Origin of the sequence: Rhodococcus sp. NBC_00294 (genome assembly GCF_036163995.1) — a bacterium.
In the GTDB taxonomy this organism is placed as follows: domain Bacteria; phylum Actinomycetota; class Actinomycetes; order Mycobacteriales; family Mycobacteriaceae; genus Rhodococcoides.
Genome location: NZ_CP108043.1, coordinates 659049 through 680456, shown reverse-complemented (window position 1 = coordinate 680456; position 21408 = coordinate 659049). Strand labels below are relative to the sequence as shown.

General features: G+C 68.8%; 23 protein-coding genes and 1 tRNA gene. 14 read left to right on the top strand and 10 right to left on the bottom strand.

Annotation, left to right across the window (positions count from 1 at the left end; translation table 11 throughout):
* The first annotated feature begins 39 nt into the window (after positions 1 to 39).
* Positions 40 to 1257, top strand: coding sequence for an HAD-IA family hydrolase (locus OHB23_RS03235; RefSeq protein ID WP_328810864.1), 1218 nt, complete (start codon positions 40 to 42; stop codon positions 1255 to 1257).
* Here OHB23_RS03235 and OHB23_RS03230 read toward each other — a convergent pair.
* On the bottom strand, positions 1246 to 2256 hold the full coding sequence (locus OHB23_RS03230) for a LacI family DNA-binding transcriptional regulator (protein WP_328810863.1): 1011 nt from the start codon (positions 2254 to 2256) through the stop codon (positions 1246 to 1248). The two genes, OHB23_RS03235 and OHB23_RS03230, sit on opposite strands and share 12 nt — an antisense overlap.
* Before the next feature lie 40 nt (positions 2257 to 2296).
* Positions 2297 to 3037 carry an SDR family oxidoreductase gene (locus OHB23_RS03225; protein ID WP_027506671.1) on the bottom strand — a complete coding sequence of 247 codons (741 nt, stop codon included), beginning with the start codon at positions 3035 to 3037 and terminating at the stop codon, positions 2297 to 2299.
* A 369-nt stretch (positions 3038 to 3406) separates the two neighbouring features.
* Between OHB23_RS03225 and OHB23_RS03220 the strand changes: the two genes are divergently transcribed.
* The 6 genes from OHB23_RS03220 to OHB23_RS03195 all read left to right on the top strand — a co-directional run bounded on the left by OHB23_RS03220 (position 3407) and on the right by OHB23_RS03195 (position 9064).
* Positions 3407 to 4165: a nucleoside/nucleotide kinase family protein gene (locus OHB23_RS03220; protein ID WP_328810862.1), complete on the top strand. Its 759-nt coding sequence runs from the start codon at positions 3407 to 3409 to the stop codon at positions 4163 to 4165.
* Complete coding sequence (locus OHB23_RS03215) at positions 4162 to 4941, top strand: ATP-binding cassette domain-containing protein (RefSeq protein ID WP_027506672.1); 780 nt, start codon at positions 4162 to 4164, stop codon at positions 4939 to 4941. The genes OHB23_RS03220 and OHB23_RS03215 overlap by 4 nt, the downstream gene beginning before the upstream one ends.
* On the top strand, positions 4938 to 6035 hold the full coding sequence (locus tag OHB23_RS03210; protein WP_328810861.1) for an ABC transporter permease: 1098 nt from the start codon (positions 4938 to 4940) through the stop codon (positions 6033 to 6035). Before OHB23_RS03215 ends, OHB23_RS03210 begins: the two co-directional genes overlap by 4 nt.
* Before the next feature lie 72 nt (positions 6036 to 6107).
* Positions 6108 to 7076, top strand: coding sequence for an ABC transporter substrate-binding protein (locus OHB23_RS03205; RefSeq protein WP_328810860.1), 969 nt, complete (start codon positions 6108 to 6110; stop codon positions 7074 to 7076).
* A gap of 107 nt (positions 7077 to 7183) precedes the next feature.
* On the top strand, positions 7184 to 8650 hold the full coding sequence (locus OHB23_RS03200; RefSeq protein ID WP_328810859.1) for a mannitol dehydrogenase family protein: 1467 nt from the start codon (positions 7184 to 7186) through the stop codon (positions 8648 to 8650).
* Between the two features lie 48 nt (positions 8651 to 8698).
* A complete protein-coding gene (locus tag OHB23_RS03195; RefSeq protein WP_328810858.1) occupies positions 8699 to 9064 on the top strand; it encodes a DUF1330 domain-containing protein in 366 nt (121 codons plus the stop codon).
* A gap of 69 nt (positions 9065 to 9133) precedes the next feature.
* Here OHB23_RS03195 and OHB23_RS03190 read toward each other — a convergent pair.
* Together OHB23_RS03190 and OHB23_RS03185 are read right to left on the bottom strand one after the other, a co-directional pair.
* Positions 9134 to 9207: transfer RNA gene (locus OHB23_RS03190), tRNA-Pro, on the bottom strand.
* Positions 9208 to 9243: 36 nt separating this feature from the next.
* Positions 9244 to 10209: a metallophosphoesterase gene (locus OHB23_RS03185; protein WP_051613580.1), complete on the bottom strand. Its 966-nt coding sequence runs from the start codon at positions 10207 to 10209 to the stop codon at positions 9244 to 9246.
* A gap of 75 nt (positions 10210 to 10284) precedes the next feature.
* On the opposite strand from OHB23_RS03185, the gene OHB23_RS03180 reads away from it, so the two are divergent.
* On the top strand, positions 10285 to 10758 hold the full coding sequence (locus tag OHB23_RS03180; protein WP_027506679.1) for a GatB/YqeY domain-containing protein: 474 nt from the start codon (positions 10285 to 10287) through the stop codon (positions 10756 to 10758).
* Positions 10759 to 10788: 30 nt separating this feature from the next.
* Here OHB23_RS03180 and OHB23_RS03175 read toward each other — a convergent pair whose 3' ends face one another.
* A complete protein-coding gene (locus OHB23_RS03175; RefSeq protein ID WP_328810857.1) occupies positions 10789 to 13158 on the bottom strand; it encodes a penicillin-binding protein in 2370 nt (789 codons plus the stop codon).
* Positions 13159 to 13443: 285 nt separating this feature from the next.
* Between OHB23_RS03175 and OHB23_RS03170 the strand changes: the two genes are divergently transcribed.
* From OHB23_RS03170 to OHB23_RS03160, 3 genes are all read left to right on the top strand, one after another.
* The gene (locus tag OHB23_RS03170; RefSeq protein ID WP_027506681.1) at positions 13444 to 13767 is read left to right on the top strand and encodes a WhiB family transcriptional regulator; all 324 of its coding nucleotides are present in this window, start codon (positions 13444 to 13446) and stop codon (positions 13765 to 13767) included.
* Positions 13768 to 14343: 576 nt separating this feature from the next.
* Positions 14344 to 15012 carry a hypothetical protein gene (locus OHB23_RS03165; RefSeq protein WP_056443346.1) on the top strand — a complete coding sequence of 223 codons (669 nt, stop codon included), beginning with the start codon at positions 14344 to 14346 and terminating at the stop codon, positions 15010 to 15012.
* Between the two features lie 8 nt (positions 15013 to 15020).
* The gene (locus OHB23_RS03160) at positions 15021 to 15680 is read left to right on the top strand and encodes a serine protease (RefSeq protein WP_328810856.1); all 660 of its coding nucleotides are present in this window, start codon (positions 15021 to 15023) and stop codon (positions 15678 to 15680) included.
* A 10-nt stretch (positions 15681 to 15690) separates the two neighbouring features.
* On the opposite strand, the gene OHB23_RS03155 is transcribed toward OHB23_RS03160, so the two are convergent.
* Positions 15691 to 16815, bottom strand: coding sequence for an ArsA family ATPase (locus OHB23_RS03155; protein WP_328810855.1), 1125 nt, complete (start codon positions 16813 to 16815; stop codon positions 15691 to 15693).
* Positions 16812 to 17858, bottom strand: coding sequence for an ArsA-related P-loop ATPase (locus OHB23_RS03150; protein ID WP_307109624.1), 1047 nt, complete (start codon positions 17856 to 17858; stop codon positions 16812 to 16814). The genes OHB23_RS03155 and OHB23_RS03150 overlap by 4 nt, the downstream gene beginning before the upstream one ends.
* 41 nt (positions 17859 to 17899) lie before the next feature.
* Here OHB23_RS03150 and OHB23_RS03145 point away from each other — a divergent pair, with 41 nt between their 5' ends.
* On the top strand, positions 17900 to 18064 hold the full coding sequence (locus OHB23_RS03145) for a hypothetical protein (RefSeq protein WP_197027831.1): 165 nt from the start codon (positions 17900 to 17902) through the stop codon (positions 18062 to 18064).
* Position 18065: 1 nt separating this feature from the next.
* Positions 18066 to 18527 (top strand): RidA family protein, encoded by a 462-nt coding sequence (locus tag OHB23_RS03140; protein WP_027506685.1) that lies wholly within the window; start codon positions 18066 to 18068, stop codon positions 18525 to 18527.
* 10 nt (positions 18528 to 18537) lie between these two features.
* On the opposite strand, the gene OHB23_RS03135 is transcribed toward OHB23_RS03140, so the two are convergent.
* The gene (locus OHB23_RS03135; RefSeq protein WP_328810854.1) at positions 18538 to 19422 is read right to left on the bottom strand and encodes a Gfo/Idh/MocA family protein; all 885 of its coding nucleotides are present in this window, start codon (positions 19420 to 19422) and stop codon (positions 18538 to 18540) included.
* Between the two features lie 62 nt (positions 19423 to 19484).
* Between OHB23_RS03135 and OHB23_RS03130 the strand changes: the two genes are divergently transcribed.
* Positions 19485 to 20285 carry an MBL fold metallo-hydrolase gene (locus OHB23_RS03130; protein WP_056443358.1) on the top strand — a complete coding sequence of 267 codons (801 nt, stop codon included), beginning with the start codon at positions 19485 to 19487 and terminating at the stop codon, positions 20283 to 20285.
* On the opposite strand, the gene OHB23_RS03125 is transcribed toward OHB23_RS03130, so the two are convergent.
* Together OHB23_RS03125 and OHB23_RS03120 are read right to left on the bottom strand one after the other, a co-directional pair.
* Positions 20282 to 20956 carry a Crp/Fnr family transcriptional regulator gene (locus OHB23_RS03125; protein ID WP_027506688.1) on the bottom strand — a complete coding sequence of 225 codons (675 nt, stop codon included), beginning with the start codon at positions 20954 to 20956 and terminating at the stop codon, positions 20282 to 20284. The genes OHB23_RS03130 and OHB23_RS03125 overlap by 4 nt on opposite strands.
* A gap of 150 nt (positions 20957 to 21106) precedes the next feature.
* Positions 21107 to 21379 (bottom strand): hypothetical protein, encoded by a 273-nt coding sequence (locus tag OHB23_RS03120; protein ID WP_027506689.1) that lies wholly within the window; start codon positions 21377 to 21379, stop codon positions 21107 to 21109.
* Positions 21380 to 21408 lie beyond the last annotated feature (29 nt).

Genomic DNA, 21408 nt, shown 5'->3' with positions numbered 1-21408 from the left:
CATTGCTGCGAGACAACGTTGTCTTCTATGATCGTCATCGTGCACACCTCCTGTCAAGAGATCGCGTGGAACAGCGGCCCGCACGTGGTGATCGCCGGGGTCGCCGGCAGTGGCAAGTCGACCCTCGGAGCAGCGGTCGCCCGTGATCTCGCAGCGCCGTTGCTCGACCTCGACACCCTGACGGCGCCGCTGCTCGACGTGCTGAGTCCGCTGCTGGGCAGTGGACACTGGAACGACTCCGGCGACGCGGCGCCCCTGATCCGTGCCGGTCGATATGCCGTGATGCGTTCCGTCGCAGAAGAACTGACGTCGGTGGGCGTGCGGTCCGTGATGGTCGCGCCGTTCACCCGCGAACTGCAGGGTGGTGACGAGTGGGCGGCTCTTCTCGAGTCCGTGGCCCCTGCGCCGGTGGTCGTCGTCCATGTCGACGGCAGCGAGGCGTTGCTCGCCCGGCGCCGCGCGGACCGCGGTCTGGACCGGGATCGCCACCGCGCCGACACGCCGCACTCGAGCCCCACGGTCCCGCATCTGCGCGTCGACGCGTCTCTGACCACCGCGCAGCAACTGTTCCGCGTCCGCCGGGCGCTGGGACTGGTGTCCCCGCCCGCGGACCGGGGTGGTGTCGTCGGGCGGACGTTCGACGCGATGCTGTTCGACCTCGACGGCACTCTCGTCGACTCCACGGCGGCCGTCGCGCGGTGCTGGGCCCAGGTCGGCGACGAGTACGGATTCGCGGTCGCGGACATCGCGCACGGAATGACGGCGGCGGAGTCGATGGCGCTGCTTCTCGGCGACGTGGAGGGGCCGGCAGCGGCGCTGCGGCTCGGTGATCTGGAGACCCGCGACGTGGCCGACGTGGTCCCCACTCCCGGTGCGCTGGAGTTGTTCTCGGCACTGCCCGCCTCGCGGGTGGCGATCGTGACGTCGGGTGCACCCCCCGTGGCGCACGCCCGTCTCGCAGCGGCGGGTCTGGCCGCACCCACCGCGATGGTGACCTCTGCGGACGTGGCACACGGCAAGCCGGACCCGGAGCCCTATCTCCTCGCGGCGCGCACGCTCGGGATCGATCCGAGCCGCTGCCTGGTCGTCGAGGACGCGCCCGCCGGAGTGCGATCGGCACGGGCCGCGGGCTGCACGGTGATCGGTGTGGGAGGCACGCACGACCGAGCCGACCTGGACGCGGACCTGCAGGTCGACACCCTGGATCAGCTGACGGTCACCCTCGCCGAGGGAGGCGTCACCGTGTCACTGCGGTGACGCGGCGCCGTCGGGGAGCGTGCACGATTCCCTCTCGATCAGCTCGACTCCGAGCACGTTGCGGCGGCGGTAACGCCGACGCGGGTTCTCGATGCGTCCGAGAATGCGATCGATCGCTTGGAGCCCGAGTTCGGCTGGGTTCTGGTCGATCACGGTGACGGGCGGGCACAGAGCGTCGGCCAGCGGGAAGTCGCCGAAGCCGACGTACGCGGGGCGCGTCGCTCCGCGCTTCTGCAGTTCGGGCACGCACGCCATCGCGGTGCGGGCGTTGGACAGGAACAGCGCCGTGGGCGGCGCGGAGGAGTCGAGCAGTGTGCGCATCGCCGCCCGTGCCTGATCGCGGCCGAGGACTCCGGTGACGACCAACGTGTCGTCGTACTCGATCCCGTTGCTCTCCAGCGCGTCTCGATACCCGGAGAGGCGGTTGAACGCGGTGCTGATGGAGATGTCGTCGCCGACCAGAGCGATGCGCCGGTGGCCCCGATCGAGAAGATGGGTGGTGGCCGTCCAGGCACCGCCGTGATCGTCGTCGACGAACGTGTCGGCGGTGAGCCCGGAGGGCGCGCGGTCCACGAACACGGTGGGGGTGCGCTCGGCCCACCGCTTGAGATAGGCGTGATCGGTACCGATGGGCGCGATCACCAGGCCGCTGAGTTGTCTGCGCAGGAGCGATTCCACCAGTGAGCTCTCGAGGGACGCGTCGTGACCGAGGCTGGTCATGATGACGGCCATGTCGTGCAGCCGGGCTCGGTTCTCCACCGCACGCGCGATCGACGCGAAGAAGGGATCGTCGATGTCCGGAACGGCGACCCCGATGGCACCGGTGTGGCCGGCGCGGAACGACGTCGCGATGGTGTTGGGAACGTAGTTCAACGATTCGAGCGCCGCGTTGACCCGAGCGCGAGTCTCGGGATCGACGTGCGGATCGTCGTTGTAGACACGGGACACCGTCTTCGCGCTGACGTTGGCCAGTGTCGCGACATCCTGCATCGTGGTCATCGGGCCACCTTCTTCGTACGTGCCGGGACAGTATGACGGGTCAGCGGCTGGTGTACCCGCCGTCGACCGGAAGAGACACCCCGGTGATCATCGAGGCGTCGTCGCTGAGCAGGAACGCGATGGGGGCCGCGATCTCGGCCTCGGTGGCCCACCGACCGAGCGGCATCTGCGACAGGAACGGGCCCTCGATCTCCGGGCGCCCCCAGTAGAAGGCGGACATCTCCGTCATGACGACGGTGGGATTGACGCTGTTGACCCGGATGCCGTGCTTCCCGAGTTCCAGTGCCGCGACGCGAGTGATGTTGTCCAGGGCCGCTTTCGAGGATCCGTACGAGATGTGTCCGGGGAGCGCTGCGAGCGATGCCTGGCTCGAGACGTTGACGATGGCCCCGGCTCCGGCGGCGATCATCGCGGGAGCCGCGTACTTGATGACGAGGAGGCTGCCGCGCGCGTTGATGGAGATGACCTTGTCGAAGATGTCGATGTCGGTGTCCTGGGGGGTGGCGATCTCGCCGCCGAAGCCGCCGCAGTTGACCACGCCGTAGAGCTCGAGGCCCGACAGGGCCTCACGGATGCTGTCCTCCGACGTGAGGTCGAACGGCAGCGGACGTGCGCCGGTCTCCTCCTGCAGAGCAGCGAGCGCGGCCTCGTTCCGTCCGGACGCGATGACGTCGGCGCCGTCGGCGACGAGGCGCCGCACTGTGGCGGCGCCGATACCGCCGCTGGCCCCGGTGACGAGGATCGTGCGGCCGCTGAACTTCGACGGGGAACTCTGCGACATGTCGGTTCTGCCTTCTGGGGAGTCGTGGGTGTGGCGGTGATGCGATGTCATCGATGTCATGACCTCCGTTGCGGTGGTCCATGACATCGATGACACGGACCGTACGTCACCGTGTGCAATTCTGCGCCCGATTGCCGAGAAACATCGCTGAACTGCGCTGATCCTTCTCTCGGGAGTGTCCTCCACGAATCGGGGAGGCTCGACCGATCGGTGCCCATGTCACCGGTGACATGAATTTTTGCGAAACGCGTGACACGGCGAGTTGCGTGGGTCACACTGATCCGCATCGCGATGCGGCTCGGGCCGCACGACGACCCGCCCCCACGATGGTCGGGTCGATCGAGTTCCGCGATTCGACGAGGGACGGACATGTACGCAGCTTCGAACGACGCCGGCACGCCGGACGGCCGCGAGGACCGTCGGCGCTACGCGCCGGCCGATCTCACCGAGATGGTGAGCCACCTGGCGTCCGTGCTGCGCGACGGATCCGGCGGTCGCCGGCTGCTGGGTGTCACCGGTGCACCGGGCGCGGGCAAGTCGACCTTCTGCGCACTGCTTCAGGCGGAACTCGGTACCGACTCCACGCTGGTGGGGATGGACGCGTTCCACCTCGCCGACGAGGAGCTGATCCGGCTCGGGCGCCGTGGACGCAAGGGTGCGCCCGACACCTTCGACGTCGACGGATACGTCGCGCTCCTGCGCCGCCTGCGGAACCAGTCGGCGGAGACGATCTACGCACCGCGGTTCGAGCGGTCGATCGAGGCCGCGATCGCCGGCGCCGTCCCCGTGCAGCGCGACACCGCGATGGTGATCACCGAGGGCAATTACCTCCTGCTCGACGACGGCGGGTGGGACGCGGTGCGCTCGGAGCTCGACGAGGTCTGGTACCTCGACGTTCCGACGACGGTGCGCGCGGAACGACTCGTGGCCCGACACCGACACCACGGCAAGTCGCGTGCGGACGCCGAGCAGTGGACCCGCGACGTCGACCTCCGCAACGCGGAGATCGTGGCCGCGGCGGCCCGCCGCGCCGACCTGATCATCGAGGTGCCGAACGACCCGCTTCTCGCACCCGCTCACGACACCGACTCATCACGCGACACCGACTCATCCGAGGAGCTCTCATGAGCAACCACCCCGACGGCGCCACGCCCGTCCTCGAGGCACGCGGGCTCTCCCGCAGCTTCGGGAACGTGCGCGCGCTCGACGACGCCGATTTCGACATCTACGCGGGCGAGGTGGTCGCACTCATCGGCGACAACGGCGCCGGCAAGTCGACGATGGTCAAGGCGCTGTCCGGCAGCCTGGCGCTGGACTCCGGCGAGATCCTCTACGACGGCGTGACCGTCGACCTGGACAACCCCACCGCAGCAGCAGATCTGGGCATCGAGACGGTGTTCCAGGACCTGGCGCTCGCTCCGCACCTCAACGCGGCCCAGAACATGTTCCTGGGGCGCGAGATTCCCGCGGCGGGCCTGCTGGGCAAGCTCGGCTTCCTGAACACGGCCGAGATGCGCACGCAGTCGCGTGCGGCGCTCGACGAACTGGGGGCCACCGTCCGCAGCCTCACCGATCCGGTCGGAGCCATGTCCGGTGGCCAGCAGCAGGCCATCGCCATCGCCCGCGCCGTGGCCTGGGCCAAGGGTGTGGTGTTCCTCGACGAACCCACCGCCGCACTCGGCGTGGTCCAGACCCGCAACGTGCTCGACACCATTCGTCGAGTGGCCGACAAGGGCGTCGCCGTGGTGTTCATCAGCCACTCGATGCCGCACGTCATGGAGGTCGCCGACCGCGTCCAGGTATTGCGCCTGGGCAAGCGCGTCGCGACGCTCGATGCCAAGAACACGACCATGGAAGCACTCGTCGGCGCGATGACCGGCGCGACGGTGGGAGCCGCGAGATGAGCAATCAGACCTTGCCGAAATCAGCGGGATCCTCGGCCCCCGAACCGTCGTCGAACGGCAGCTCGTTCGATCTGCGGAGCAGCCTCGCCGGCCTCGCCCGTGTCCAGGTGTTCCAGATCGTCATCGTGCTGCTGGCGATCAGCATCCTGTTCTCGATTCTCGCGCCGCACAGTTTCCCCGAGTGGGGCAACATCCGGCAGATCATCCAGAACGTCTCGATCCTCGCCGTCCTCGGCATCGGGATGACGTTCGTCATCGTCACCAGCGGTATCGATCTCTCCATCGGCTCTGTCCTCGTCTTCTCCGGCGTCGTCGCCGCGAAGGTGATGCGGGCCGTCGGCGGCGAGGGCTGGAGTGTGGCCGTCATCGGTATCCTCGTGGCCGTCGCCTGCGGGCTGGCGTGGGGGCTGCTCAACGGGTTCCTCATCGGTATCGCGAAGGTGCCTCCGTTGATCGCGACGCTGGGTACGCTCGGCGGCGCACTGGGTCTCGCCCAGGTCATCACCGGTGGTGTCGACATCCGCGACGTGCCGCCGGTGCTGGTCGACACGATCGGCTACGGCAACGTGCCCGCGACCACCATCCCGCTCATCTCCTTCATCGCCCTGGTGTTCGTCATCGTGTTCGGTATCGTGCTGCACCGCACAAGGTTCGGCCTGCACACCTTCGCTGTCGGGTCCAAGGAGCAGTCCGCCCGGCGCGTCGGCATCAAGGTCGACCTGCACCTGATCAAGGTCTACGCGCTGTCCGGCACGCTCGCCGGTCTCGCGGGCATCCTGTCGCTCTCGCAGTACGGCACCACGGCCATCGCCGGCCAGTCGCAGACCAACCTCAACGTCATCGCCGCGGTCGTCATCGGCGGCACCAGCCTCTTCGGCGGTGTGGGCACCATGTTCGGCACCGTCATCGGACTCTTCATTCCCGCCGTGCTCCAGAACGGCTTCGTCATCGTCGGTGTGCAGCCATTCTGGCAGCAGGTCGCCGTCGGTGCCGTGCTCATCGCCGCCGTGTACTTCGATCAACGCCGCCGAGCCGCCGCCACCCGCGGGGCGTCGACGTCCTCACTGAAACGACTGTGGGCTCGAAACCCCTGACGTACCACCGTCGCTCGGCCTCATCGCACACTCCACTCACCACGCTCGGCCTACCGGAAAGATCACTCACCCATGCGTACATCCCGGACCGTCGCCGCCGCTGCGCTGGCAGCCGCGTCACTCTCCACCTTCGTGCTCGCCGGCTGTTCGTCCGACTCGGGCGGCGGTGAGAAGAAGCTCGCGTTCATCCAGGGCGTCAGCGGCGACGAGTTCTACATCAGCATGCAGTGCGGCATCCAGGACGCCGCTCAGGCCGCCGGTTACACGGTCGACGTCCAGGGTCCCGCCAAGTTCGACCCGACCCTGCAGAAGCCGATCGTCGATTCGGTCGTCGCCTCTCGTCCCGCCGCGATTCTCATCGCCCCCACCGACGTGTCCGCGATGCAGGCACCGCTCGACGCCGCCGCGCAGGCCGGAATCAAGGTCGTCCTCGTCGACACGACGCTCGAGGATCCGTCGAAGGCCGTGTCGGCCATCTCGTCGGACAACGAGGGCGGCGGCGCCGAGGCGTTCAACGCGATCGAGGGGTTGAACCCGAACGGCGGCAAGGTCATCGTCATCTCCACCGACCCCGGCGTCTCCACCACCGACGCCCGCGTCAAGGGATTCGAAGATGCAGCCGCGGGCAACTCGGCCTTCCAGTACCTCGGCGTGCAGTACAGCCACAACGATCCGGCCGAGGCCGCTCGTCTGATCTCCGCCGCCATCGCCAAGGATCCCGACATCGTCGGTGTCTTCGCCACCAACACGTTCGCGGCGGAGGGCACGGCCACCGGTGTCCGTCAGACCGGCAAGCAGGAGCAGGTGAAGATCGTCGGGTTCGACGCCGGCCCCGCTCAGGTGAAGCAGCTCCGCGAGGGCACCGTGCAGGCGCTCATCGCCCAGCAGCCCGCGACCATCGGCACCGACGGAGTGGAGCAGGCCGTGGCTTCCCTCGAGGACAAGGCCACCGAGAAGGACATCTCGACCGGCTTCCACGTCATCACCGCGGACACGATCGACGGCGACGGCGCGCAGTACGTGTACAAGTCGGCCTGCTGACCGGCCGTCCCCAGCTGCGGTGGCGCTCTTCTGTCTCACCGGCTCGATCCCGGTGAACGGGAGCGCCACCGCGTTCCACGTCGTACCACTCGAAAGGCACCGCTGCCGTGACCATCTCGATCCAGGACGCCCTCACCGCACCGCCTGCGGGCGTGACGGTTCCGCGTCATCGAGTGGACGGCTCGACCCTGGTGTGCGGCATCGTCCACATCGGTGTCGGCGCCTTCCATCGAGCGCACGAGGCGATGTACGTCGACCGGTTGCTCGCCGCGGGGCACCTCGGCTGGGCGATCTGCGGTGTCGGTGTCATGCCCGCCGACGCGGCGGCGCGTGACACCGCCGCTGCCCAGGACCAGCTCTACACCCTCAGCACGGTGCATCCGGACGGCGCGGAGGACACCCGCATCGTGGGGTCCATCGCCCGCTACCTCTACGCGCCGGACGACCCGGATCTCGTCGTCGCGACGCTCGCGGCACCCACCACGCACATCGTCTCGCTCACCATCACCGAGTCGGGCTACGGCATCGACGACGCGACCGGTGCCTTCGATCCCCGGGACGACGCCACGCGCCACGACCTGATGTCTCTCGACGCGCCGGTCAGCGTCCTCGGGTTCCTCACGGTGGCACTCCGCCGTCGCCGCGACGAGGGCACCGCGCCGTTCACCGTCATGTCGTGCGACAACATCGTCGGAAACGGTGCCGTGGCCCGTGCCGCGCTGGTGTCGTTCGCCCGTCACCACGACGGCGCGCTCGCCGACTGGATCGACGACTCCGTCGCGTTCCCGAACTCCATGGTGGACCGGATCACCCCTGCGACGTCGCCGGCCGTGATCGACTCGGTGCGCCGCAGGACGGGCATCGACGACGCCTGGCCGGTGCGGTCCGAATCGTTCGCGCAGTGGGCTCTCGAGGACGACTTCTCCGACGGGCGGCCACCGTTCGAGGACGTGGGCGTCCAGGTGGTCACGGACGTCGTGCCGTTCGAGCGGATGAAGCTCCGACTCCTCAACGCCTCCCATCAGATGCTCGGGTACCTCGGTGTGCTGGCCGGGAAGACGTTCGTGCACGAGGTGATGGCCGACCCCGACCTCGGGGCCTTCGTGGCCTCGTACATGCGCCACGAGGCGGCGCCCACCGTGGGACTCGTTCCCGGCGTGGACCTCGACACGTACATCGACGATCTGCTCGCACGCTTCGGCAGCCCGGCCGTGCAGGACACGGTGGCGCGTCAGGTGGTCGACGCGACGTCGCGCATCCCGAAGTTCGTCCTGCCCGTCGTGCGGGACAGACTGCGCGACGACCGGTCGATCGATCACGCGGCCCTGATGCTCGCGGCGTGGTGCGCATGCATCGAAGGGGGAGTGGCGTTGCCCGACCGGGCGGCGGATCAGCTCTGCGCACTGGCGCGGGCCGACCACGACAGCCCCGGTGCGTTCCTGGCCCAACCCGACGTCTTCGGGGACCTGACGACGAGCGTGCGACTGCGCGTGGCGTACCAGCGCGCGAAGCGTCGGCTGCAGGACGACGGCCCGATCGGGACGGTCCGGCTGCTCGTGGCATCACCGGTCTGACGCCGGGATTCGGCTGTTCCGACGGCGAGTGTCTCTCATACTGGAGACATGGCCATCGATCCTCGTGGAAGAGACCTGAAGCGTTTCCTGGAAGACGATCCCGGGGGACCGGTGGTGATGCTCAACCTCCTCCGCTTCGCGGAGGGTGGTCGGGACTCGTACGCGGACTACGCGCGTGAGCTCGACGAGACCTTCCTCCCCCGCCACGGGGGCGAGGTCCTGTTCGCGGGCGACGGCTCGACACCGCTCGTCGCGGAGACCGGACAGAGCTGGGACGCGGTGCTTCTCGTCCGCTATCCCTCGCGAACGGCATTCAGCGAGATGGTGGCCGATCCGGAGTATCAGAAGGTGACGGAGCTCCGCACGACTGCGCTGCAGGAAGCGGTTCTGCAGGCCACTGTCCCCTGGCCCTGACCCCGACATGACGGAAGGCCCTGTACCGGCATCCCGGTGCAGGGCCTTCCTTCGTGTCTCAACCACGAGTCGGGGTGGCGGGATTCGAACCCACGACCTCTTCGTCCCGAACGAAGCGCGCTACCAAGCTGCGCCACACCCCGTGGCCGTTCACTCCCCGTCAGGGCAGCTCTGCAACTCTATCGCACCATGGCTTCGGAACGCGAAACGCCCTGTTCGGGTGAGGTCCTGGGCGGACGCTTCGCCGGAACGAGGGTGATCAGGGTGGCCTCGGGACGGCAGCAGAAGCGGTACGGCGCATACGGCGACGTCCCGAGTCCGGCCGAGACGTGCAGTCGGGTGTGGGCACCCCAGCGCGAGGGTCCCTTGACGCGAGAGCGGTCGAGCTCGCAGTTGGTCACCAGTGCGCCGTAGAACGGGAGGCACAGTTGGCCGCCGTGGGTGTGTCCCGCGAGCACCAGGTCGTATCCGTCCGCCGCGAAGCGATCGAGCACGCGCGGTTCGGGAGAGTGGGTGATGCCGATGCTCACGTCGGCGATGGGGTTCGGCGCGCCGGCGATGGTGTCGTAGCGATCACGCTTCAGGTGCGGATCGTCCACCCCGGCCGTCGCGATCCGGACGCCGGACACCTCGAGCTCGCGGCGGACGTGGGTGACGTCCATCCACCCGCGCTCGGTGAAGGCCGCCCGCAGGTCCTGCCACGGCAGCGGGTTCCCGAACACCTTCTTGTGATTCTTCGAGAAGTACTTGAGGGGGTTCTTGGGCACGGGCGCGAAGTAGTCGTTCGAGCCGAACACGAACAGCCCTGGCCGACCGAGGAGCGACCCGAGCGACTGCACCACGGCCGGCACCGACCGCTGGTGGGACAGGTTGTCGCCGGTGTTCACGACGAGATCGGGTTCGAGCCGATCGAGCTCACGCACCCAGTTCTGCTTGAGTTTCTGGTCCGGCATCATGTGCAGGTCGCTGATGTGCAGGACACGCAGCGTCGACGACCCCGGGGCGAGCACCGGCATGGTGGTCTCCCGCAGCGCGAAGGCGTTCCGCTCGATGGCCGTGGCGTAGGTCAACCCCACCGCCGCCGATCCCGCGGCGAGAGCCGCGATCCCTCCGGGAGTGGCGAGAGAACGCGCGGCCGACTGCAGACTCGGGAGCGGGTGCGCCGAGCGACGGGGGAACGCTGATGTACCGGACACCTCATCGACAGTACCGTTTCCGACATGGCCGAGAACTGTGACATGGAAAAGCGCCTGCGGGCGGATCTGACGACATCGATGAAGGCGAAGGACAAGCTCCGGACGGCGACGCTGCGAATGCTGCTGTCGGCGGTACAGACCGAGAAGGTGTCGGGTAAGGAAGCACACGAGCTCACCGACGAGGACGTGCTGCGCGTGCTGGCCAAGGAATCGAAGAAGCGCGGCGAGTCCGCCGAGATCTACACCCAGAACGGGCGCGGTGAACTCGCCGCCACCGAGCGTGCCGAGGCGCAGATCATCGACGAGTACCTGCCGACGCCGCTGACCGACGCCGAACTGGCCGACGTCGCCGACACGGCCATCGCGCAGGTGGCCGAGGAACTCGGTGAGCGCCCGGCGATGCGACAGATGGGACAGGTCATGAAGGCCGCCACGGCGATCGCCGCCGGCAAGGCCGACGGCTCCCGCATCTCGGCCGCGGTCAAGGCTCGGCTGTAGGGCACTCGCCGCCGCACGGCACTGCCGCAGCTAGCGCGGCGGTGCCGTCAGCCCGGGGATCGCGGGCAGGGTGACCCCGGGCGGCAACGCCGGAAGCTGGATCCCCGGCGCCGGGGCTGCCGGTGCCGCCCGGACGGACCCGTCGCTGATGTAGATCGTGACCGTCGATCCCGGAATGGCGGAACCCGAGGGTGACGTGCTGACCACGGTGCCCCGACCCTCCGACGACGCGGTGGTCGCCACCTGCACGCGGAACCCTGCGGCCTGCAACTGCGAGGTCGCGGAGTTCTGCGTCAGGCCCGTGACGTCGGGAACCTGGCCGTTGGCCGATCCGCGCACGTACTTCTGGTCGACGGCCGGGAGTCCGACGTCGCCGAAGTTCGTGGCCACCGGATCCATCGCGTCGTACCAGGTCCGTGCAGGCTCGTTACCGCCGAACAGGTTGCCCGAACCACACGGGCGCAGGGGGAAGGAGCAGATCTCGCTGGGAGTCGGGGAATCGCCGTAGGTGTAGGCGGCGGCCGCGTACCGGTTCGTGAATCCGAGGAATCCCGAGGACCGGTGCGATTCCGTGGTGCCGGTCTTGCCGGACATCGGCAACGACCAGCCCACCGAGCTCGCGGCGGACGCCGACGTGCCGCCGGGCTGATCGTCCTTGCTCATCGCGTTGGCCAGTGTGTTCGCCAGTCCCGGCTCCACGACCTGCTCGCACGCCTGCTGCGTGACGGGGATCTGCTTGCCGCTGCGATCGAAGACGCTGTCGATCGGGTTGGGCGGGCACCACTTGCCGCCGGACGCGAGGGTCGCGGCCACGTTGGACAGTTCCAGCGGATTGACGTAGGTCGGTCCGAGCGTGAAGGAGCCGAGGTTCGCCTCCTTCTGGTAGTCGGCGAGGCTCTGGTCGGTGCCCTGGCCGGCTGTGCCGGGCAGCGTGTACGAGCGCAGGCCCAGGCGGACGGCCATGTCGACCGTCGGGGTGACGCCGACCGACTCGATCAGCTTCACGAAGGCGGTGTTGGGGGACTGTGCCAGCGCGTCGGTCACCGAGAGTGACTGCGGGTAGTTGCCGGCGTTGGTCACGCAGTACGTCGAGGGAGGGCACCCGCGCGCACCGCCGTCGCCGAGTCCCTTGACCTCGACGCGGTTGGGCACCTGCAGGACCGCGGACGTGCCGAGGCCCTTCTCCATCGCGGCGGCGGTGGTGAAGATCTTGAAGATCGACCCGGCACCGCTGCCCACCAGGGAGTACGGCTGCGGCTGCACGGTCTCGTTGGCGTCGCCGTTCAGGCCGTAGCGCCGCGACGACCCCATCGCGAGGATGCGGTGCGAGTCCTGCCCCGGCGCGATGACGTTCATGACCGTCGCGACACCGTCGAGATCCGGGCTGCTGTTCCCGGACAGGGCGGAGCTCGTGGAGGACTGCACGGCCGGGTCGAGAGTGGTCTTGATCAGATAACCGCCCTTGTCCACCTGGTCCTTGCTGATGCCGGCGTCGGCCAGGTACTGCAGCGCGTAGTCACAGAAGAAGCCACGATCACCGGCGGCGATGCAGCCGCGCGGCAACTGGTTGGGCTCCGGCAGCACGCCCAGCGGCTCGGCCTTGGCGGCCTCGATCTCCGCCGCGCGGTCCGGGATGTTCTGGATCATCGTGTCGAGAACGGTGTTCCGTCGCGCCATCACGCCGTCGTAGTTGGTGTACGGGTTGAGGGCGGAGCTGGACTGCACCATGCCCGCGAGCATCGCCGCCTGCGTCAGGCTCAGCTGGCTCGCGTCGATGCCGAAGTACGTCTGTGCCGCGTCCTGGATGCCGTAGGACGAGTTACCGAACGGCACCAGGTTGAGGTAGCGCGTGAGGATCTCGTCCTTGGTCAGCTGCTTGTCCAGCGTCAGCGCCATGCGGATCTCGCGGATCTTGCGCGCGGGAGTGGTCTCGATGGCGGCGCGGCGTTCGGCGTCCGTCTTGGCGACGACGAGCAGTTGGTAGTTCTTCACGTACTGCTGATCGAGGGTGGACGCGCCCTGCTCCACCTGTCCGCTGGTGGTGTTGGTCAGGAAGGCGCGCACCGTGCCCTGCCAGTCGACGCCCTCGTGCTCGGCGAACCGGCGGTCCTCGATGGAGACGATGGCGAGCTTCATCTCGTTGGAGATGCGGTCGCTCGGCACCTCGAAGCGTCGTTGCTCGTAGAGCCACGCGATGGGGTTGCCCGCGGAGTCCACCATCGTGGACACGGCGGGCACCGTTCCCTCGACGAGTTCCGCGGAGACGTTGTCCACGGTGTCGGCGGCGCGGTTGGACGCGAATCCGAACCCGCCGGCGAGCGGGAACATGACTCCGGCGAGCAGCGCGCCGGCCAGGGCGGAGCACCCGGCGAGTTTGGCGACAGTCTTGGCGATCGGCACGAACAACAGAGTACGTGGCTCCTCCGGGACACAGCCCGTACCGGACATGTGGACGGCTGACCTTCTCCGATGTGACCGATCGCACGGGCGTACCAGAAAAGTGATCCCCCACCTTGCTTCCCGCGCGGCCTTTCCCCTACATTGATGGACACGATGTGATTCAGATAACAATCACATCAGTTAGTGGGGTGCTCCTCAGTTCGCTGTGCAGCGTGAGCTGCGTCGGCGGGTGGGACGCCCGGAACGCCAGGGAAACGGTGTTCGCCGACGGTAAGGGGTCAACGAATGCACACAGGAACGCCGAATGCAGCGCTCGACATCGGGGAAGCCGAAGCGCGCATCGCATGGGTATCGCAGGCGCGATGCCGGGGAGTGGATCCCGATCAACTGTTCGTCCGCGGCGCCGCGCAGCGCAAGGCCGCAACGATCTGCCGTCACTGCCCCGTGCTCATGCAGTGCGGAGCGGACGCCCTCGACAACCGTGTCGAGTTCGGCGTCTGGGGCGGCATGACCGAGCGTCAGCGCCGGGCCCTGATCAAGCAGCACCCCGAGGTGGACTCCTGGGCCGAGTTCTTCGAGACCCAGCGTCACCACCAGTCGGCCGTCTGACCCACGCCGCCGCCGGGCGACCGGCCACGGTTCCTGTGATCTCCCACCGCGATGTCCGATTCGCGGTGGGAGATCTCTCGTCGCACCGCATGAACTCTTCGTGAACGCCCGACGACGCGTCGGGACCCGTCCGGGGCGCGGGGTGTCTGTCACGCCCGCCCGTGTCGATCGACCACACGCGACAGCGCGGACGAATCGGACCTCCATCGAGTCTGTGTGCGTCACAACGGAATCGGTCGTATCGGAAGAAGCGTGACGCACGGTCGCTCGGCTGCCGCGCCCGCGCGGGAAGGCTTTCCACGCTCTGACCTGCGCCGTCGTCGAAGCGGACCGTGGGGGCGCCCGCTCGCCCGCCGCCGCGCCGGTCGTGCCCGGCACCGAATCGGACCCGGCGTTCGGTGCTCCGGCCGGGCCCGGTCCGTGTGTCGGCCCGTCCCTCGCGGTTCGCTTTCCGTTGTCTCGCACGTCGATTGACACCGTCCCACCGTGACCGTTGAATCCTGCTCGGCACTCGCCGCTTGACGGATCCGACGATCAGCGCGGATTCGCTCCCACTGCGAAAAGGACTCGACGGGCATGAAGATGAACAAGATCGCGGTTGTCGCCGCGATGACGATCGTGTCGCTGGGCACCGCCTCCGCGACCGCGTACGCCGATCCGGCACCCGCCGCTGCTCCCGAGGTGCACTGGAACGCCGTGGCCGCGGGCACAGGGCTGCTCGTGACCACCGACTCGGGAACCCTGAGCAACGAGAACAACCACCTGGTCATCCGCGACGACTCGGGTGTCGTCGTCGATTCGGTGCCGCTGGCTCTCGCCGTCGACGGACTGGCGCATCCCGTGTCCGCTCAGGTCGAGGGCAACACCGCGACCCTCGCGGTCGACGCCGCTGCGCCCGCCGCGCCGGTCTACGACATTCCGGGCCTGAACCAGGTGGACCTGCCCGCCGCGGTCGCCGGCGTCAAGGACAACCTGTCGCTCACCGCCACGGTCGGTGGATTCCTCGGTGCCGCAACCGGTCTCGTCGGCGGCTGCCTCCTCGGTGCGGCCGCGGCCGGCGTCGTCTCCGCTCCCGTCGCGCTCCTCTTCGGTGCGGGCCCGATCGCCGGATGCATCGGTGGCGCCCTGCTGCTCGGCGCCGGTGGATCGCTCGCCGGTACCGCCATCGGTGGTCTCGGTTCCGCCGTGGCCAATGCGCAGCAGTTCGTCACGCTGCTCGAGGCGCCGCCCGCAGTGAAGAAGTAGTCACACCGATGCGAGTACTTCTGGTCGGTCTCGCCGTCCTCTGCTCGCTCGTTCTCGGCGGCGGGGCTCAGGCCTCCGCCGCCGAGCGCGTGGAGCTGGGCGGGGGTTCCGGGCTGGTCCTGACGCAGGACGGACGAGAGACCCTGTGCAGTCTCACCGTGATCGGTGCGGACACCGCCGGGCGCACCATCGGGCTCACCGCAGGTCACTGCGGGCGGGTCGGCGACACCGTGGCGAGCGAGAGCGATTCCGCCGCAGGAGATGTGGGCTCCGTTGTCGCGGCTCTGCCCGCGTACGACACGGCGATCATCGAGTTCGACGCGGAGCGGGTGGCCCCGGTGGCCTCCGTCGGCAGCACCACCATCACGGCTGTCGGGGATCCCGCACGGCTGGCCGAGACCGTGTGCAAGCAGGGTCGTACGACCGGTGCGACGTGTGGAGTCTCCTACGGTGACATCCTGAACTCCCAGCAGGTGTTCGCCCAGGTGTGCGTGAACGCCGGGGACTCCGGTGCGCCGGTGGTGCGGGGAACGTCCGTGGTCGGCATGGTGAACGCCTACCTCGTGGCACCCTGCATCGGCCCCGCCGTCGTCACCGACCTGGTGTCGATCCTGCGTGCGATCGACGAGAGCGGCGGCCCCGGCGCGGGCCTGCGGCTCACCGCCTGAGCGCAGAGGCTCAGGCGGTGCCGGTCAGCTGATCGGCGACGGCACGCAGTGCGTCGAGATCGGACACCTCGAACGGCAGCGAGGGCACCCCCACGACGGGAACACGGGGGTGAGCGGCGGTGAAACGACGCAGCAGTCCGATCTCGCGCTTCGCGGTGACGGCCCGATGCGCGTGCACGCGAAGCACTCCCGCGGCCAGAGCGGCATCGGGGGTGCCTTCGGCGTCCAACTGGTCGGCGGCCGTGACGGCGTGGTCGGACGGCAGCGAACTCAGCGTCGGGTGCGTGCGGTTGAGCACCAGTCCGGCCAACGGCATGCCGTCCTCGGACAGGCGGGTGACGAAGAAGGATGCCTCCCGCAGCGCGTCGGGCTCCGCGGCCGCGACGACGACGAAATGGGTTCCGTCCTGACGCAGCAGGTCGTACGTGTGGCGCGCACGTTCGCGGAAGCCACCGAACATCGAGTCCAGCGACTGCACGAAAGCGGAAGCGTCGGAGAGCATCTGGCTGCCGACGATGGACGAGACGCCGCGCATCGCGAGACCCACGGCGCCGGTGACCACTCGGCCCAGCCCGCGACCCGGGGCCATCAGCAGCTTGATCATGCGACCGTCGAGGAACGACCCCAGACGCTGTGGGGCGTCGAGGAAGTCCAGCGCGTTGCGCGACGGCGGCGTGTCCACGACCACGAGATCCCAGTCACCGCTGGCCGCGAGCTGCCCCAGCTTCTCCATCGCCATGTACTCCTGCGTCCCCGAGAAGGACGACGCCACAGTCTGATAGAAGGAATTGTTCAGGATCTGCTGGGCCTTCTCCGGCGTCGAGTGCTCCATCACCATCTCGTCGAACGTCCGACGCATGTTGAGCATCATCGCGTGCAGTTCGCCGGTGGCGCCGGGCCCGAGGGCGACCGGCTGCGGAGTGTTGTCCAGCTCGCCGACGCCGAGAGTCTGGGCCAGGCGCCGTGCGGGATCGATCGTCAGCACGACGACCCGGCGCCCGTTCTCGGCTGCCCGCAACGCCATCGACGCCGCGGTGGTGGTCTTGCCGACACCGCCGGAGCCGCAGCACACGACGATCCGCGACGACGGATCGGTCAGGATGGACCCGATGTCGAGAGTGGGAACGGTGCTCATCGCACTCCCTGTTCCGTGAGGTGGTGGGCGAGCTCGTACAGTCCGCCGAGGTCCATGCCGTCGGCCAGAGCCGGGAGCGTCAGGCGCGGCACCGCGAGGTCACCGAGACGCTGTTCGCTCTCGCGCTGGGCCGCGAGCCTCGACGCGTGCTCGATGGACTCGGTCAGCAGGCCGGCGAAGTCGTCCTCCGACAGCGTGATTCCGGCATCGGCGAGTTTCTTCTCGATCGCGGCGGCGTCGAGGTTCCCGGAGGCCGCCTCGGCGAGCGCCTCCGCCGGAAGGAACGACTCCTCGGTGCGGTTGACGACCACGGTGCCCAGTCGGAGATCGGCCGCTGCGAGTTCCGCAGCAGCATCGGCGGTCTCCTGCACCGGCAGCGCCTCGAGCAGCGTCACCAGGTGCACCAGTGTCTGCTCGGAGTGGAGCAGCTTCACCACACCCTCGCTCTGCGATCGCACCGGGCCGGTCTTGGCGAGGTCGCGCATCGCCGTCGTCACGTCCAGGAAGCTCCCGATCCGCCCCGTCGGCGGCGAGTCGACGACGATCTCGTCGTAGAGCAGGCGACCGTTCTTCTCGGTGCGGACCGCACGCTCCTTCACCTTGCCGGTGAGGAGCACGTCGCGCAGACCGGGGGCGATGGTGGTGGCGAACTCGATGGCTCCCACCCGCCGCATCGCCCGGCCGGCGAAGCCGAGGTTGTAGAACATGTCGAGGTACTCGAGGAACGCGGTCTCGATGTCGATGGCCAGCGCGTACACCTCACCACCGCCGTCGGCGGAGGCCACCTTGGTGTCCACCGGGCTCAGCGGGGGGACGTCGAAGAGCTGGGCGATGCCCTGGCGTCCCTCGACCTCGACCAGCAGAACCTTGCGCCCACCTGCGGCGAGGGCCAGGGCGAGCGCGGCGGCGACGGTGCTCTTGCCCGTCCCACCCTTGCCCGAGACGAAGTGCAGTCGAGCGCGGTCCGCTTCGGGCGGCCATCCTCGCTCCGCCTGGGGGGACGATCCGGTGGGGTGCGACGTCGCACCTGCTGTCTCCGACACGTCCTCGACCTTACTGACCCGGTGCGCTATAGGCTCCTGCCATGAGCGCATCGACGACGTGGGAATACTTCACCGCACCCCTGCTGATCCACAACACCAAGGCCATCCTCGACAACTTCGGTGCCGACGGCTGGGAGCTGGTCACGGTCATGCCCGGCCCCACCGGCGAGAACCTGGTCGCCTACTTCAAGCGCCCGAAGAGCTGACATGGGTGTGACGGAGAAGCTGGCCGAGCTCGGGCTGACCCTTCCGCCCGTCGTGCCGCCGGTCGCGTCCTATGTTCCCGCGGTGCGGTCGGGAGACCACGTCTTCACCTCGGGTCAGCTGCCCATGGTGGACGGCGCGCTGACCGCCACCGGCAAGGTCGGGGCCGAGGTGTCGGCCGAGGACGCGACCGCCGCCGCCCGCGTCTGTGCGTTGAACGCACTGGCCGCGATCGACGCGCTGGTCGGCATCGACTCCGTGGTCCGCATCGTCAAGGTCGTCGGATTCGTCGCGTCGGCTCCGGGATTCACCGGTCAGCCCGGCGTGATCAACGGTGCGTCGAACCTGCTCGGTGAGCTGTTCGGCGACGCCGGCATCCACGCTCGGTCGGCTGTCGGAGTCGCCGAGCTGCCCCTGGGCGCAGCCGTCGAGGTGGAGATGATCGTCGAGGTCGCACCCGCCTGACGGGTGCGCGTCACCGACCGCTCGCCACGAGGGTCCGGCACTGCTCGATGACGCGCTGCAGAGCGAGTCCGCGATGTGCCGAGCACTCGTGGCGGGTGCCGGTCCGGATGGACTCCAGGAACTCGTCGAGCAGTACCGCGTAACACCGGTCGGGTGGCGTGGTGCGGTCCGACAACTCGACCAGGCCGCCCGGTCCGCTCGCGCCGACCCGCAGCACCGACGGGCGCACAGGCGTCCGCATGGACAGCGTCACCAGGCTCGTCCGGACTCCGGCGGTGCTCCCGTGCTGCAGAGCCAGCGACCACGTGTCGGACGCGTCGTCACGCCTCGCCCACGCCACGGACTCGACCGGTCCGAGCACCTCCATCGCGAGATCGAGAACGTGCGGGCCGACGTCCATGAGGGCGCCGCCCTCCTGCCGCCACGTCGAGCCGGCGTACTCGCCGCCGAGCAGGGCGCCGGACAGCCAGGTCGCCGTCACGGTCGCGACCTCCGTGTCGCGCACGGCGTCGAGGAATGCTCGGGTCTCGGGTGCGAAGCGACGCGTCAGCGTGACCATCGACGAGACCCCGGCCTCGTCGATCGCGGCCACGAGAGTGGCCGCATCCGCCGCAGAACCGGCGATCGGCTTGTCCAACAACACATGTCGACCCGCGGCAGCCGCCCGACGGGCGAGATCGAACTGCACCTCGGGGGGTACCGCGAACGCGACGGCGTCGACGGAGTCGATCAGTGCATCGACGTCGTCGACGTACGGCACCTCGGGAGCCGTTTGTGCCGCGGCGTCGGGACGGCGGGCCCAGATGCCGGCGAACTCGATGTCGGGATGCGCGGTGAGTGCGGGTGCGGCGGCCTGACGAGCCCAGGGTCCGGCACCGATCAGACCGATTCTCATGGTGCGAGCCTAGGTTCTGTCCCGGTCTGCACCGAACCTGCGTCGGCTGGCACAGTGGTCGCATGGCGGAGAAGGATCCCACGGCATCGGAGAAGCATCCCGCGTACGGACGGCTGCGGCGCGTGACGTCGACCGCGTCCGTCCTCTTGGCCGAGAACCCCGGGAAGATGACGCTGGACGGCACGAACACGTGGATTCTGCGAGCCCCGGGGCACGAGCAGTGCATCGTGGTCGATCCGGGCCCGCGCTCCCGGTCGCACGTCGACCGCATCGCGGCGCAGGGACGCGTGGCGCTGATCCTGATCACCCACCGCCATCACGATCACACCGGCGGTATCGCCCGGCTGCACCGGTCGACGTCCGCGCCGGTGCGCGCGGTCACGTCCACGTACCTCCGAGGTGACGCCGCGCCGCTGGTGGACGGCGAGGTGATCGCGGCCGCCGGGGTGGAACTCACCGTCGCGGCGACACCGGGCCACACCGCCGATTCCGTCAGCCTGGTCCTCGACGACGCGGTGCTGACCGGGGACACCATCCTCGGTGCCGGATCGACCGTCCTGGACGGGAAGGACGGGGATCTCGGTGACTACCTGGCCTCACTCGACCGACTGGAACAACTCGGTGAGGGACGCGTCGCGCTGCCCGGCCACGGACCGGACCAGCCCGACACCGCGGTGCTCGCGCGCGCCTACCGGGCCCATCGCGAACAGAGACTCGACCAGGTGCGGGCGGCGCTCGACGTCCTCGGACCCGACGCCACCCCACTGAAGGTGGTGCGTCACGTCTACGCGGACGTCGACAAGAAGCTGTGGCCCGCGGCGCGGATGTCGGTCAAGGCCCAGCTGACGTATCTGCGCGGTTAGCGTGCGCGCCGGGCGAGTCGCTCGGAGTCGGAGATGAGCACGCTCTTGCCCTCGAGGCGGAGCCAGCCGCGGTGCGCGAAGTCGGCGAGCGCCTTGTTCACGGTCTCGCGAGAGGCGCCGACGAGCTGAGCGATCTCCTCCTGCGTGAGGTCGTGGACGACGCGCAGCGAGCCGGCCTCCTGGGTGCCGAAACGCTGTGCGAGCTGCAGCAGTGCCTTGGCGACGCGGCCGGGAACATCGGTGAAGATGAGGTCGGCCAGGCTGTTGTTGGTACGACGCAACCGGCGGGCGAGCACCCGGAGCAGCTGCTCGGCGATCTCGGGGCGCTGATCGATCCAGGCCTTCAGGGCGTCGCGATCCATGCTCACCGCGCGCACCTCGGTGACCGTGGTGGCGGTGGAGGTGCGGGGGCCGGGATCGAAGATCGAGAGCTCACCGAACATGTCGGACGGACCCATGATGGTCAGGAGGTTCTCGCGACCGTCGGGGGAGCGGCGGCCGAGCTTCACCTTGCCGCTGACGATGATGTACAGCCGATCGCCGGGCTCACCCTCGTTGAAGACCACGTGGCCACGCGGGAAATCGACCGGTTGCAGCTGCTTGGTCAGCGCCGACACCGCAGACGGCTCGACCCCCTGGAAGATGCCGGCTCGTGCCAGTACCTCGTCCACGTGTACTCCCTTGCCCTGAAAGATCGGCAGATCTACGAATGTGTCGTCTTCATGTGTCCGGTCGGAGTCTACGTCGCCGGGCGGCCACAGGAGTGATCACAGCCACCCTCGACGCGTCGGCGTCGGACCGGGGGCCGTGTCGGCGGGTGCTCAGCTGGCGCGGCGTGCCCTGTCGTCGAGAAGAGCGACGTCCTCCTCCATGACGTCGCCACCGCGGCGACGTCGGGTGCGGAACCGTGCGAGGGCGTTCGGGAAGCCTTCCGCGGCCAGGGTGGCGACCTCGGCGGAACTGGCGGCGTCCAGGAATTCCTGAACCTCCTGCTCGCGGACTCCTGCGCGGTTCAGCCGCGCCTCGAAGCGCTCCATGGCGAGGGCGAACAGCATCAGCAAGACCGGGAACAGAACCACAGCGAGTGCTTGCATACCGAGGAGTAAACACTGTCGACGTCTCG